Source organism: Bacillus sp. NPDC077411, from assembly GCF_044543425.1.
GTDB lineage: Bacteria > Bacillota > Bacilli > Bacillales > Bacillaceae_G > Bacillus_A > Bacillus_A bruguierae.
On record NZ_JBITWA010000023.1, the window covers coordinates 47,672 to 62,901 of the forward strand.

The following is a 15,230-nucleotide window of genomic DNA, read 5'->3' on the forward strand; positions in this document are numbered from 1 at the left end:
ATAGTGCTTAAAAATGTAACCTATAGAATGTTAGGCGCATTAAAAAATAACTCAATAAACATCAAAAATGGCTCCAATGTAATACCGAAACCATCTTTTCACCGCATAAAATTACAGATATAGTATCCACTTATAATGTACAATTCAAGAATATTCCTAATTAGATAGATAAACTAATTTTTTAATCTATATCATACTTTCTATATTTGATGTCCATTAAACTAAAATCATGTGCGGATTTATTATTGAAAATTTCAAATTCGAGAATCTGGATAATGAGTGTTTCTCCCCATTCATCCCTTGGAATTATTTTATGATCTTTTAAATACTTGATTCCTGAATCGATTCCCAAATACTCATCAACCTTTACTTTACCCAGAAATGTTGTAAAGTAGTTTCTGAAAATTAAATCCTCCGATATATAAAAACTTTTTACCTTAAAACCCTTCTTTGCTAATTCTTGAGGGTATGCATCGTTCATTAAAACCCTACTTAACGGGTCAATGATAATAATCCAATTGTTAGCATATCCTACTCCAAGACTATTTCCCATAGAAACAGATGAGATATCTTCAAAATATACATCAGTTTGTCCTAACTCAAACACATCTGGAATCACATTTTCAATCTCGTTTTCATCTGCATAAACAGCCATTACACCAATATTCCAAGACATTTTCCACCTCTAAATTTATCTGATTTTTTTGTTCACCTTAACTTGCTCTTATTCATTAGATTACAGTTTTGTATAACCCTTATTATAAAATGAGGAAATGTGTATATATCCTTATTTTACGAAATGTAATTGGTAGGCCCATTCCTTTTAACAACTCTATGGAAAATATCCAAATTGCATACATATTCATTTTAAGACCTACTAGCAACAATCAACTCAATTAACCTTCTTCTTACCCGTGAACAACTGCGCCGTATACCGACAAGAAGGGAAATTACTACAACATAAAAAAGCTCCTCTTGAACCTTTTTTATGTTTCTTAATAATTTATATGAAGCATAAATTATTAAACAAAGAAAAATACTTTCTATAAGATACTAAAAGAATATGAAAAGAACAAATTACAAACTAACTAATTAAAGAATAAGAGCCGAATGTTTCTTAGAATAGGAGATTCAGCTCATTTTATGTCAAAATTTACTTAGCGTATTTTTCATTAAAGTGTGGGCGGTACTCCATACAGAAACTGACATATAAAAATGCCATCCTTTCTTATGATCCTATAGAAAGAATAGCGTATTTTTCATTTTATAGGATATTTTGTTTGGATAGCGATGTGGTAATACCACAATAAGAAGTTTTGAATTCCAGTTACTACCTCATTAAATGATTAAATACTTATATTTAAATAATTGACTATTTATGTTTTAATATTTATATGTACATAACAGGAATTATTGGAAAATTATGTTTAATATACTTTAAGAAAGGGGAATGTTTTTTATATGGAAACTCCAGAAAATCAATTTAAAAGTACACTTAATCCTTGGTTCTCCATTTGGATAAAACCACGTGATACGATGAAAGAAATTTTTATATCCAACCCTAAGAATGTGTTTTTACTCATTTTATTAGGCTCATTCGTACACGCTTTAGATCAAGCATCTCTTAGAAATATGGCGGATTCAATAAGTAGTCCATCTCTACTGTTCCCAATAATTATATTAGGCACCTTCATTGGTTCCTTAATTTATTATTTTTTGCTACCCGCTTTACTAAATTGGGTAGCAAGAAAATTGGGTGGACAAGGTAACTTTGAAAAAACACGTTACGCTACTGCCTATTCTTTTATCCCTTCCATTTATTCTCTTATATTAGTTTGGGTGCCTTCATTTTTCTTGTTTGGGATAGAAAACTTTACAAGTGAGACACCAGAAATGGATAGTAGCATAACTTTAATAATTTTGTTCGGTATTTTTGCCCTAATTGATTTCGTTATTGGGATTTGGACAATCATTATTTCCTTAAAATGTTTAGGAGAAGCACACCAATTTTCAGCATGGAAAGCATTATTAACAACAATATTGTCCTTTATGATTATCATTCTCCCATTGGTAATAATAGTAATACTTATAGCACCGTTTATATAACCCTTTAATAATTTATTTGCTTCTTATAGACTTTCCAACTTCAAATTCAGGCAAGTTTATTTAGTAAAGATTTCTTTTTTATTTCTTGCTGCACTAACGGGCACGATTGCTAAACAATGAGCAGACGCTATATTACTTGTCTGTTCTATAAATGATTGAATGTAAATAATTAAGAAACCCAGCTAATCTTCTCATGTGAAGGTAGCTGGGTTTTTAAAGTTGGATATGCAAAATAACACTTAAAAATAGAGATATAAAAGAATCATCGAGGCCACTGAAAAACTTCCATTTTTCATCTCATAAAACAAGAAAGGCAACTTTTCTTTCAAAATTGAACGGAAGGTCGCCTTTCTTTCTATCTTTTGTTCCTTTTTTCTTTTAATAGGGGCATGATTCGTTTTAAGTTAACAGCAAATATAGTCATTGCTCCTCGTTACTAGACTAATAAGTTTAATCTACCACAGCTGGAATAACACATTCCTTAATCAACTCCCAACTATCACGAGGATTAAAGGTGAATTCTGATGCAATCGCCACAACAAGATCTTTTCCTGGAATACAACAAATAACATTCCCACCATCTCCCCGTGCTAAGTACGCAAAAACCCCATCCTCTTCATGTACCCACCATAAATAACCGTAATGATTTGGGTTTATCATTGTTGATTCATCAATCCATGTCTTAGAAATAATCTCTTTATTATCCCAAATACCACGGTTCAAATATAGAAGACCAAAGCGTGCCATGTCACGAGGAGTTAGCGTAAGCCCCCATCCGCCAGTGGAGTTACCGTTTGGATCTTTAATCCACCCTTTCACATTTTTCCCGAATAAGTCTTCAAATCCAAATGATTTCATTTCATAATCCGGGATTTCTTTCATGCCGATGGGTTTAAATAAGCGTTCATTGGCAAACTCACGGGCGCTTTTTCCTGTACTACGCGTGATGATGGCTGAAAGCAGATGTGCTCCTGCGGTGGAATATTTAAAAGCGCCAAGTTTTCCTTTTTCGCCTAGCATATCGAGAGTATATGTTACCCAGTCTGGTTGTTGGCACAACTTGTCTAATGGCTCATGCCAGTCCTCAAATGGATATGGTACTGTCATGGTGAGAAGGTGGCGTATGGTGATTTCCTGCTTTTGGGCAGCATTGAAAACATATTCAGGGAAAAAATCTAGCACTTTCTGATCTACATTTTGAATATATCCTGCATCTATAGCAATCCCAATAAGGGCAGAAATGATACTTTTCGTTACAGACGCCACATGATGCGTATCATCCGGACCGTAACCATTATAATATTTTTCATAGGCAATATATCCTTTTCTCACAACAACAATGCCGTTTATATTGCTGTGATCGGATTTTATCATAGATTCAAGCGCTGAAAGTTTTTCAGGGTTCATTCTCAAGGTTGCCGGATCTGCAGTTTGCCATTTTGTAGGTGGCAAGTCATTTCTTTTCATGATAGATACCTCCTGTTTTATTTAGCGAACACTGCTATTTTTTCTTTACTGGAAAATACACCTCTGTCACAATATCTTCAGGAACGGCGGCTTGATTAGGGTCGGTTACGTATACTTCATATGGCGGGTGTATTAATTCATATCCTTCCTTTTCAATCCATTCCATCAAGTTAGCATATACCGATGTCAATTCTGGATATGCCCCCTTTAAAACAGACTTTGCACAAAGGCCTCCTGGCAAATCTCTCGTTCCTTTTACAGCCTCTTCTATAGGGACGGCAAACTCCGTATCATTGCCGGCAGGATTGTATTCAGAGTTGTAATAAATAGTCATTGGCATACCAAGCAAAGTGAGTTTTTCCCTAGCAATCTTTTCATATAGCCTACTAAAATATTTTCCATATCCTGCAGCATAGTCATCGCTACTCATCATCTGACGCATAGAAAGAATATTCATTGTCTTTGTTTCAACAAGTTGTACTTCTATATTGTCAAGGTATGACATAATTGGTATGCCGTTCTCTAGATTGAGAATGTCATTACCCATTTGATTTAAGGTATATGCAAAAGCATTTAGTTTTTCCTGTATTTCCTTTCTTTTACGATTAAGAGCAGAAAACAGTTTCTCTTCTGACTGATCCTCTTCCAATTCCAAAATGACCTTAATTTCTTCCAGAGAAAAATGATAAGATTTTAAACGGTTGATAAAGAGCATCTTTTTTAGTTGCCTGATGGAATAGTACCTATAACCATTTTCAGGGTTAATCTCATCAGGGTGAATTAATCCAATTTCATCATAATATCGAAGTGTTTTTGTCGATACTTCGCATATCTTTGAAAATTCTCCAATCGATAGCAAGAGGCCACCTCCATTTTTCATATTTTTATACGGACGAAATGCTTTGTTCTATTCTTTTATACACTTTACCCTAAGGGGAAAGTCAACTGGAATAATGATCAGATATACTCCAGGGATCTAAGCTTCTATATCAACCAATAAAACAATATCGACCATTCTTACCAATGTATTGGCGCTTTTCAAAATATATCAACCGTTCTTTGAAATATATCGGCGATTGGACACAGAATAAGGACCCTCCGACAAATTTCACCACATAAAAGAGACTATCCCTCAAGGATAGCCTCCTTCTAACTAAGCTTTTACACAAAATAACCCCACCTGACTCACTCTATCCGGAACTTGCTCAGCAATCGCCTCTCCAATTTTCAAGCTCGCTGTTGCGGCTGGGGACGGGGCATTGCAGATGTGCATGGAGTTAATACCTGGAATAATACAAAAGTCATCTACCATGTTTCCATTAGATAGAATCGCCTGCGCCCTTACGCCAGCATGAGTTGGAACGATATCCTTCTCTGTGAGTTCTGGGATTAGGCGCTGTAAGCTTTTGAGAAATGATTGTTTACTGAATGAGCGGATCATTTCTTTCATGCCTTCTTTCATGTTTGGCATGGCCATTTTCCAGAAGCCGGTGTAGGTCATAGTTTCCATGAAGTCTTTTAGGTTAAAGTCTTTTTTTGTGTAGCCTTCTCGTTTGAAGCTTAAGACGGCATTGGGGCCTGCGTGTACGTATCCGTTTATCATTCTTGTAAAATGCACACCTAAGAACGGAAAGTCCGGATTGGGTACGGGGTAGATTAAGTGTTTCACGAGATGGCGTCGTTCTGGAATGAGTTCGTAATATTCGCCTCGGAACGGGACAATTTTCATATCTGTTAGTATCCCTGCTTTTTTGGCGATTCGATCGCTGTGTAAGCCAGCGCAGTTAATGAGAAATTTCGTTACAAATACGCCTTGGTTTGTTTCGATTGTAACAACGTCCTTTTTTTCAAAGATATGTTCTGCTTTTGTTCCTAGGTGCACTTCTCCCCCGTTTTTCTCAATGAAGCGAGCAAATGCATAGCTAACTCCTTTGTAATCGGCAATGCCGCAAGACGGAACGCGAATTGCTCCTAGTCCTTTAACATGCGGCTCGATTTCGGATAATTCTTCTGGACTAATTTTCGAAATGTCTAGGCCATTTTGCAGGCCCCTTTCATATAGGTTCTGTAGGAGCGGAAGTTCTTCTCTTTCTGTCGCGACAATGACCTTTCCGCACATATCATAGGCAATTCCATTTTCTTTACAAAACTGTACCATTGCAGCATTTCCTTCTTTTGCGAATTTTGCTTTGAAGCTGCCTGGTTTATAGTAAATGCCGGAATGGATGACACCGCTATTATGTCCCGTTTGGTGATGGGCAAGTTCGTTTTCTTTTTCAATGATTGCGATTTTGGCATGAGGGAATTTTTTCGTTAAGGCCATCCCTGTTGAAAGCCCGACAATTCCTCCGCCGATAATGATAAAATCGTACATGTTGTTATCCCTCCTAAAAAAATATCTATGTATATTATGAAAGGCAGGCCTTGTTTCAAGACCCGCCATGCAGATTATGATTTGGAAAAGCAGCCTCGTTGGCGCATTAACTCTCGGTATAAATCTTTATTTTTCTCAAAAGGAGCTCGCCCGTGCATCCAAAATAGATTATTTAAAAGAACTAAATCACCAACTGGTAATTTTAATGCATGTGTTGCTGGAGAGTTTTCGACTGAGTGCGATAGCTCTTTCAGATAGTTTGCTTGTTCAATGTTATCAGGGTAAGCAAATTGATCAATAAAGCAAATACACGGCGCATTATTTACATCAAAAAATGTTTCACGGTGCACGATTTCTTGGGCATTTTTACTTGGAGGTGCTTTGTATGTGATTTTGACAGATGCTAGTGGATGGTTTCGAAATGTATCAAGCTCTTCCCAGTCATCTAAATGAAGTAAACGTGATTCGCCGCCCACTGCATTTTTTTCCTCTATTTTCATCATTAGCAGCCAATCTGTCGGTTCGTCAACAAATGTTCCGTCTGTATGAAGTGTGAATAAGCGATACGCTTGGCGCAGATAAGAATCGCTGCTGTCTGTATCTTTCACGTTAAATCTCGCATAGTACGTTCCTGTCATGGCGTCAAAGTTAGGCGTCCCAATGAAATGCGTTAATGCCGTCGCAAATTTCACATAGTCTTCTGCCGCTGTCGTTTCGCCCTGGACACCAATTGTAAATCCGCCCGTTTCGCGGTCATGAATAATCCCGCGAACATTCTCCATAAAAGATGTACCAAAGATTTTTTTCATTTGATCAGCAAGAATAAAGCGGGAATAAGGAATGTATTGCAATGATTGCTCAGAATGTTCTTTGACCTCTTCGAAAAACTGCCCAAGCAATTGCTGATTTAACACAATATGATACAAACGTTTATGTTCTGGATGAGGCATAATTTCATACCCCTCATATTTCTTTGCGAATTTCATGTTCATTTTTTGTTCCGTAATCATTGACATCTTCCTCCTTAGTCTTGATAAACTAAAAAGCCAGTCATACGCATCTACAATATATACATTGTAGAAACGTACAACTGGCTTAAAATTACGAATGTCTTTAATCTCTTAAAGTACAATAATAATAGACAGTTTTTCTATTCAACTATGTGCAAATCAGAAAGTGAAGATCGGATGTAGAGAAGGCTCATTTCTCGTATGGATCTTATCACTTTATAATTAAATGTTAATTCAAAATTTTCTGAATGTCAATGCGTTTTTATTATTTTGTGTAGAGATAATAAAGAATAGTATTTGTTACATATAATTTAAAAGTTGTGAATTAACGCGACCTCGCATTATTCTTGCAACTTTTATCTAATTAAAACTACACCTCTGCACTTAATAACTTGTAATCATTATCAAAACAAGCATGTATCCTGTGTCCTCCAAATAAATCTCCATCATGATATTCACAGTATATATCATTTGCTCTAATTTCGATGTCATAGAGAGTAATTGCTTTTTCAAATTCTTCTTTAGTTACATCATATTCTCCTGCATCTACAGCATCCCAATTTAAATGTTCATCATTCTCATCATACTCAGGCCAAAAATCATTTTTGTAATCAATCAATTTCTCTGCTATGGCTACTTTAGCCTTTTTATCAAATTCTTCTCTGCATAAAAAAAGCTTCTCTGCTCTTTTAATCATTTCATTAACATCTACATATTCATTTCTCATGTCCAATTGCCAATGTATTTTCCCCTTATTTTGCTCATATACTTTACAAGCCTCATTAAAGGTAAACACTCCAATCAATTCACTTTGTATTGATTTTTCCATCTCCTAATTTCCTTTCTATTAATATATAGTCCTCCATTGATTACATTGACATTTTCTTGCTTTTTTATCTCTAATTCGTTATAGAAATGAATCACTCCTTCTTAAACTAAACTACACGTTAATTTAGGAAAAACCTTCACAATCTCTTCTAAGCTATTACATAGAAATCTTATTTTTTATAAGGTATTGTTCAACAATCTAGCTCGATAGTTGAAGAAGAAGAATACAATACGCTCATATCATTCTGGGAAAATTGTACGCTAAGGACTACAAAACCTTATCATTACAGCGACCAAGTAAAAAAGCGCCCTATAAACAGGGCGCTTCCACTTTTAATTAATGACTAATATTAGCACTTGGGTATAATGTTGTTCCTCCAATTGAAACTTTCATTTCATTTGTTAATGGAACATTTTGTTCATTAATAATTGTTCTCCACCATTCCCATGCAAGACCTGTACATTCTCTTGCTACGACTTTTACATTTTTTGAATTCGCTGGAAGTGGTATAACTGTATTGAAATGAGCAGTTCTGTCTCTGCCATTTCCTTCCCAAGTTTTATGAGTTAGTACTTCTTTTCCATTTTGATCATATGTGAATTCATCCCAAGATACATCAAATTGAGCAACATATGCACCAGTATGATCAAGCGTCATTTTAGCACTAGAATATTCTGTAGTTTTAGTCTCGATATAATCTGTATTGTTATGAACTGCAGCAGTTGAATTATCTTTTAAGAAAGAGCTAGTATATGAAATTGGATATGCTGGGTTTTTAGAACTTAATTCTGCATTATCTTTAATGATATTACGGATTTCATCAAAGTCTTTTGTAACAACTTTGTTATGCTCTTTTGCATCTCCGCCTAATACTACGGCAGTAAAGGTACTGTCTTCAAAAATATCTTTGTACTGTCCACTCGCTTCAACGCCTTGACCCTTAATTAAAGCTTTAAAAGCAGTTTGTACATCTTTGCTCTTAGATGATGTTTCTAATTTCACATAAACTGTTCTACCATAAGCTACATTTGACACCATAACAGGCGGAGCTGTATTACTTACTCCTTTACGAGTTAACTCATCAAACGTAACACTATTATCAAAAAGATCTGATGGATTGTTAGGTAGTTCTGCACTTACGGTATAAAAGATTTGCTTATATGCCGCAACCATCACTTTTTTCTCTCCATTTGCAATCGCATTAAAGTCAATGTTCAGTGAATTGTCAAGATATTTAGCGTTAACATTAAGAGCACTTGCTATTTGAGATTTACTATACACCATAGATTCTGTATACTGCATTCTTGCAGGTAACGTATGTGTTTTTGAATACTTTTCATTCCAAGTAGATACTAATTCATCTACTGCTCCAGACACATTACCATATGTAGGATTTTGGACAGTGATTGTATTGTCTTTTCTCATGCCAGGTAAGTCTATACTAATATTCAAAGGTTTTCTCTTAGCTACTAATAGACTAGGTTGATTATCTGCAAAAGCTTTATTCGCAAGTTGTACTGCTCCTGGATAAGTACGATTAGCCACAGAATCAATAATTGAAATGTCCACTGGTGAAGTTGTAAGTGATTTTTTCTCACGTTCAACCACTACAAATTTACCATTTGAATTTGTACTTTCTTTCGGAACAAAACTCTCTACTTTATCACCATTTACTGCTAGAACCTCTTGATTATTATATTTTAGATTTTCTATACCAGTATCAATGTTAATTGCTTTTTTTGCCTGATCAGCTGAATTACTTTTAGGTGTTTCAGCGAAAGAAATAGAAGAATAATTAAAAGTGCATAAGCCAATTGATAAACATGCTAGTAATTTTATTCCCTTAGTATTTTTCTTGATTTTCAAAAAAATCAACCCCTTCCTTTTTTTCGTATTAAGGTATGATAATTATTTATAAATAATTGCTAAATAGTAAACTTACATAAATGCTTTTAAAAGTTCTTGAACGAATGGAAGTACTCCACCTATAAATTTTAAAATTGCCATTGCGATTGCCATATGATCTCCTCCTCTGTTGTTGTTGCTCAGATGTGATTTATCTTTATGCTCTTATTATACATTTCTATTAACACATTCTCATATGCAATATTGCATATGAGAATGTAGCAGGTTCCCTTTGTATTGTTAATAAGAGTAGCATTAATCATATTTTTCATTCGCAGATAATGGTCTTCCTGTAAAACGTAAGTAAGCAATTTGTATAGCAAACCCTAACCTATTAGCGACTCCACGTTGTTTTTTTACTTTTTTAAATTAGAAACACTCCATATTTAAACTGATTTTTGAATCATATATAGGGGTACAGCCTCATACCCATCAACTTAAGAAAAATAAACGCCCCCAAAAATGAGCCGAACTCTTATAAAGTGAAACTTTAATCAGTGGGGGTTTTCTTCATCCCCCACTGATTATTAGCCCTTCCAATCGGGCTTTTACGGACAGTAATACTCCCACGAATAGCGGGATAAATAACTGTGAAAAGGTAAAATTTTTGTTATGAGAGGTTTCTCAAAATATTAGCTTGATGGGCATGAGGTGGTACCCCATAACGATCATTCACAATGCTGATCTTTTGTTTTATGCCAATTGTGTAAACCATCTTGTGTTGGTTCGCCCTGCTGCTGACAGTGTTTATCTACAATTATGTTTGTTGCTACGAAACCCGCGGCCACGCAAAACACTATGCCGATGATCACATATTTATTTTTCATATTGTCACCTCTATTTTCATATCTTTCCTTCTTTCACAAGTTGCTCATAGTAAGCGTCTATTTTGTCGCGCTGCGCTTTTGCTTGTTCTTGGCGCTGCTGCGCCGCTTCTTGTTTGCGTTATTCCTCGGCCTGTTGCTGTGCCTCTAATTGTTGCTTGTGTAATTCCTCTTCCTGTTTTTTAGCTGCTTCACGTTGCTGTTGTTCCTGTTTAACTCATGCCTTCTGCTGTTCATACTTGCCTAAAACTGTGTTTGTTGCTGCAAAACCCGCGGCCACGCAAAACACTATGCCTGTGATCGTGTATTTCTTTTTCATATCGTCACCTTACCTTTTTTCAATTCCTGTATTTCCTGCATTAATAACGTTTGGTTGTATAGTAGCGTTGTCATTTGCTTAGAAACGTTGTCCAATTCCTCTAATAGGCGTACCGCCACATCGCCATCAACTTAAGATTTTAAAGTACCCCATAGCCGTCAATCTAACAAAAATAAACTACCCCAGAACGATAAAATTGAGCAACTTGTGCAAAATTTTATCGTTCTGGAGTAATTCTAAATTCTTAAGTTGATGAGCATGTCTCACCATATCAAAAAAAGAAAATTGTACGTTTAGTTACAATTTGGACACATTTTAACTGATACACTGTACGTTAAGCGCAAAGTTTGTTACAGAAAAAACAGCTTTTTGAAAAAAAAACATTATTTGTTTACATTTACATATTATTATAAAATCTGTGATATAACCTCATTAAAAATTCTATATAAATACAAGTTATATAACATAAATGTAATATAATGACAATATTAATTGAAGGATTGAGGGGAACATTATACAAAGTTTAAGGATGGTGAAATTTTACATATGGATATTCGGGATATTATTTATTACTAATACTATTGAATTTATTTTCGTACTTACCACAGATCATAAATTTGATTGGTTAAGAGCTTTTTGTGCGATTGGATTTTCCATAGTATTTATAAAAAATCTATTCGATCTTAAAAATAAAAATTATAAAACTACATAATTAATATCAAATAAAAAGCACTTTTAAAACATTAAAAAGTGCTTTTTATTTATTATAAATACCAAAGTAAACTTTTGAATAGAAGTTTACATCTAAATATTACCAAAAAGAGAACATAACTGAATAATCTGTCTTTTCTTATTTCATCTAATTTTTACTAATTCGTTGGTTTTAAAAACTTAAATACTAATAACAAAAAACTAAATAAAATAAAAACTTGAGCATCTTGAATAGGGTTGTTATCATAACTCTCTTGTATCTCAATAATCAATTCATGTGTTTTCATTTGCTATCCCCTTTTACATATTTTCGATAAATTTATTTATCCTAAAAGTTTCTTATTTTTTAAATCCTGTAAATAAAGCATTACCTATAATTTCAGCCATTGTAAAAACCCAACCTATTAGATATCACGAGCATCAATATAGTATATTATATGATTTCTCTGATGAAGTTAAAAATTACATTTTTGTAAGGTACATCTAATTAAATTAGAATCTTACTCTTAAATATATTGTGTTTCCTCTGTTCTTAGATATTCATAATTTAAAAGATCTATTTGAAAGTAAACTTTTGTTTATTAGTTTACTGTCATATCTCCTAAAATATTGGCTCTACACCAAATCCCTTGATACCCTCCAAATATACAACAAAAGTATACATTCAAAATACTGTAAATAAAGAGATAATAGAAACTATGAACAAAAAATCTTATTATTTATCTTTAAATATAAAAAAGCATCTAAATAGATGCTTTTTTAATTCCTAACAAACTTAAAAATGGCTAAAACAGAAGCGATGACAGTAAAAATATCTGCATCTTGCGTAGGATATTGATGAAATATTTCTTGAATTTGTTTATTCCATTCATAAAATTTCATTTCTCAAATTCCTCTCTATTATCATCTGTTAGTAAATATATTAAAATTATACAAAAAAAATAAAGAAAATATACTCTAGTTAACATAACCTCACTTATCAGTAGTATAAAAAAGACTAACTTATAAAATTATAAGTTAGTCTTTTTTATACAATATTACTACTAAAAGATATAATCAATTTCAATTAAATTCCATATTTCTTTAATGGATTTTCCACCTATTTTAACTTTTGTTAATATATCCTCTTCATTCCCAACTATGATTTCACTTGATTCATCATCAAATTTCCAAAATCCCCAGTCGCTAATGTAGTAACCTTCACTTTTATAAATAAAATGTATCTCCCTACCCATATTTAAGTCTTCAAGAAATTCTTTATAAGAGTACCCCATATATCCCCCTTACTTTGTAAGTTCACATAATTTCCGTTCTCGGAAGTTATAAGTTTTGAGTTTCTTGCTCACTTAAAGTACCCGTTACTTTAAGTGTATTTCTTCACAATCTTATTTTTAAAATTAGAAAAAGATTTTACTCTTTTTTAAAATAAAGCCAGTAGTTAATCAACGAGGGTTCAATCTCAATATTTTCTTGATTTAATGATAATAGAAGATGGTCTCCGTTTTTCATTTATTAATTCTGGCATTTTTTCTAATCCTGTTGGAGTTGACTCTGGCTCAATAATTTTCTCAATTACAAGACCGTTGTCTATAAGAGTATTAATTAATGTTGAAATTGTTCTGTGATATTTAACAACACCATCTATCCACCAATGTTCCTCCCTTTTTCCTTCTTCTTGGTAATTATCTAATGCCCAATGTAATATGTTTCCATTATTATCCTTAAACCAATTATTCATTTCCTTTCGAGCTGTTACTATTGGATGTTCTGTTGAAAAGATAAATTCACCATCATTTTTTAACAGACCTCTTATTTTCTTAATTAGATGTGAGTAATCTTCTATGTAATGTATAACTAAAGAACTTGTTATTAAGTCGAATTTTTGATTTGGCAAATTAAGTTCTTCTATTGGTACACACATATAATCTATTTTTTCGCTTTTGTTATACATTTCAGCTTGTTCAATCATATTTTTTGAGATGTCTACTCCTATAACTTTCGAGGCACCATTTTCTACACAGTACATAGAAAAATGACCAGTTCCACATCCCAAATCTAATACAGACTTATCTGTAAGATTAGCAATTATAGATTTAATTGCTGGCTGTTCAACAAAATCATTAAAGGTAAATCCCGTTTCACGTAATGACTTATACTTTTTAAAGAAAAACGGATTATCATAAATGTTTTGTTTCATCATATACCTCCTATAATACAATCTATATTTTTTATATTCTAGGGGCATCCAAAAATTCCTATATTAACCAAAATACACTTCAACTAACCTGCCATTTAGTTGAATAAGGAACAGTGTATATCCTATACATGTTAGGTTAACATAACGTCTCATTATCAGTAGTAAGGAAAAGGTGGATTCCTAATCTCACAAGGAATCCGCCTTTTTCTTTTTCTATGACTCTATTCATTTTTTTACATTCCTATCCTGGCGTGGGTTTCAGGGTTCCCGTTTGTTATTGGATTGGCCGAAAAACCGTATAAAATCCTGCATGCTCTTAGCGTGGGTTTTTTCCGAAATGCTGGCGGTACCTCATATAGCAATCACGTAAAATAATTGGTTATTCCCAATGCGATCTCTTAAGTTGATGGGCATGAAGTGGTACCCCATATACACCTTGCTTATCATTTACATATCATGGTATAATTTCAAGTGGTTGACAGCTAATCATCTATGTTCCACGCTAACGGGTTGGGAATGACAATTTATTCCCCTGCTGACGACTGACGAAGTCGAAAAGTTTTTTGGGGTTGGGGTGATCTTATGAAAAAGATAATTGGATTAAGTTTTATTCTATTTTCTGGCATCACATTATCCGGATGTTCAGCTATAGCAGAAAATTCTTTAGAAAAAACCGGAAATGGAAGTATTAAATTATTAACACCAACGATTACAACAAAAGATAATCAATTAGAATTTATGACTGAGGGAATTGATGAAAATAAAGTGACCTTTATTTTTATTGCCAATAAAAAAGTATTTGAACAAAAAATAAAAAATGATGAATCCTACAAACTTAACATTAAGGGTATCAAAGATGCTCATAGGACGGACTACAAGCCAAAAGTTCAACTTTTGCAAACTAAAGATGATACTGAAAATGGAGACATGGTAAACTTTAAACAAGTTAGATATACAGTTGAAAAAGATTAGTTTTATAGTTATTTAATTTCAATTTGATGAACAAAAATACCAATTCATTTAAGAATTGGTATTTTTTCTTTTTGGCGTACCGCCCCATTGCTATCAAGTTAAGAAATACATTCTTCCCCGAAACGAAAAAAATGAACTAAATTTCTATGGACAACTATGAATAGAGGTTATACATATGATTAAAAAAGGACAAACTCCTCAAGGTGAGGAGTCTGTCCAAAAACAGATATATATAAATCCAATTTATTTTTTTTACATATAGATTGCTACTATGAAAAAAAGGAACTTGCACTTGTTTGCTCTTTTTGGTTTTCGCTGCGCATGTGGCAGAAATAGGCCCTGACCGATTCTATGCATGGCCAGTTGCTCTCGCCCACCAAAAAAGAAAAGGGTTTTATGTTGATTTTTCAATTTGCATCTGTATATCTTATCCACTAGGAATCTTTCAATAGTGAATTAGAATAATGACTTAATACTTGCTAGAACAGTAAGTATCCCTATAATAATGACAAATAC

14 protein-coding genes and 1 pseudogene are annotated in these 15,230 nt (G+C 33.6%); 2 read left to right on the forward strand and 13 right to left on the reverse strand.

From position 1 onward, the window contains the following. Positions 1-181 precede the first annotated feature (181 nt). Entirely contained in the window at positions 182-676 is a 495-nt protein-coding gene (locus ACIGHG_RS21625) for a hypothetical protein (RefSeq protein ID WP_396550506.1), read from the reverse strand. A 785-nt stretch (positions 677-1,461) separates the two neighbouring features. Here ACIGHG_RS21625 and ACIGHG_RS21630 point away from each other — a divergent pair. Continuing rightward, entirely contained in the window at positions 1,462-2,106 is a 645-nt protein-coding gene (locus tag ACIGHG_RS21630; protein ID WP_396550508.1) for a Yip1 family protein, read from the forward strand. Positions 2,107-2,556: 450 nt separating this feature from the next. Here the strand turns inward: ACIGHG_RS21630 and ACIGHG_RS21635 are convergent, their stop codons facing one another. The 12 genes and pseudogenes from ACIGHG_RS21635 to ACIGHG_RS21690 form a co-directional block, all read right to left on the reverse strand. Next, complete coding sequence (locus tag ACIGHG_RS21635; RefSeq protein ID WP_396550510.1) at positions 2,557-3,573, reverse strand: serine hydrolase domain-containing protein; 1,017 nt, start codon at positions 3,571-3,573, stop codon at positions 2,557-2,559. A 34-nt stretch (positions 3,574-3,607) separates the two neighbouring features. Next, positions 3,608-4,432, reverse strand: coding sequence for a MerR family transcriptional regulator (locus ACIGHG_RS21640; RefSeq protein ID WP_396550527.1), 825 nt, complete (start codon positions 4,430-4,432; stop codon positions 3,608-3,610). Between the two features lie 294 nt (positions 4,433-4,726). After that, the gene (gene lhgO, locus ACIGHG_RS21645; RefSeq protein WP_396550512.1) at positions 4,727-5,947 is read right to left on the reverse strand and encodes an L-2-hydroxyglutarate oxidase; all 1,221 of its coding nucleotides are present in this window, start codon (positions 5,945-5,947) and stop codon (positions 4,727-4,729) included. A gap of 74 nt (positions 5,948-6,021) precedes the next feature. Then, on the reverse strand, positions 6,022-6,963 hold the full coding sequence (gene glaH / locus ACIGHG_RS21650; RefSeq protein ID WP_336474182.1) for a glutarate dioxygenase GlaH: 942 nt from the start codon (positions 6,961-6,963) through the stop codon (positions 6,022-6,024). Between the two features lie 364 nt (positions 6,964-7,327). Next, the gene (locus ACIGHG_RS21655) at positions 7,328-7,786 is read right to left on the reverse strand and encodes a DUF2262 domain-containing protein (protein ID WP_090919519.1); all 459 of its coding nucleotides are present in this window, start codon (positions 7,784-7,786) and stop codon (positions 7,328-7,330) included. Between the two features lie 336 nt (positions 7,787-8,122). Next, entirely contained in the window at positions 8,123-9,661 is a 1,539-nt protein-coding gene (locus tag ACIGHG_RS21660) for a thiol-activated cytolysin family protein (protein ID WP_396550514.1), read from the reverse strand. Positions 9,662-9,955: 294 nt separating this feature from the next. After that, positions 9,956-10,051: pseudogene (locus ACIGHG_RS21665) on the reverse strand (DUF4158 domain-containing protein); the annotation flags it as partial. A 308-nt stretch (positions 10,052-10,359) separates the two neighbouring features. Further along, positions 10,360-10,518, reverse strand: coding sequence for a hypothetical protein (locus ACIGHG_RS21670; protein ID WP_336474696.1), 159 nt, complete (start codon positions 10,516-10,518; stop codon positions 10,360-10,362). 312 nt (positions 10,519-10,830) lie between these two features. Further along, a complete protein-coding gene (locus ACIGHG_RS21675) occupies positions 10,831-10,953 on the reverse strand; it encodes a hypothetical protein (protein ID WP_396550516.1) in 123 nt (40 codons plus the stop codon). Between the two features lie 750 nt (positions 10,954-11,703). Beyond that, on the reverse strand, positions 11,704-11,832 hold the full coding sequence (locus ACIGHG_RS21680) for a hypothetical protein (RefSeq protein ID WP_280141418.1): 129 nt from the start codon (positions 11,830-11,832) through the stop codon (positions 11,704-11,706). 756 nt (positions 11,833-12,588) lie between these two features. Next, complete coding sequence (locus tag ACIGHG_RS21685) at positions 12,589-12,819, reverse strand: hypothetical protein (RefSeq protein ID WP_396550518.1); 231 nt, start codon at positions 12,817-12,819, stop codon at positions 12,589-12,591. A gap of 185 nt (positions 12,820-13,004) precedes the next feature. Further along, positions 13,005-13,742 (reverse strand): class I SAM-dependent methyltransferase, encoded by a 738-nt coding sequence (locus ACIGHG_RS21690; protein WP_396550520.1) that lies wholly within the window; start codon positions 13,740-13,742, stop codon positions 13,005-13,007. 582 nt (positions 13,743-14,324) lie between these two features. On the opposite strand from ACIGHG_RS21690, the gene ACIGHG_RS21695 reads away from it, so the two are divergent. After that, the gene (locus ACIGHG_RS21695; RefSeq protein WP_396550522.1) at positions 14,325-14,714 is read left to right on the forward strand and encodes a hypothetical protein; all 390 of its coding nucleotides are present in this window, start codon (positions 14,325-14,327) and stop codon (positions 14,712-14,714) included. Positions 14,715-15,230 lie beyond the last annotated feature (516 nt).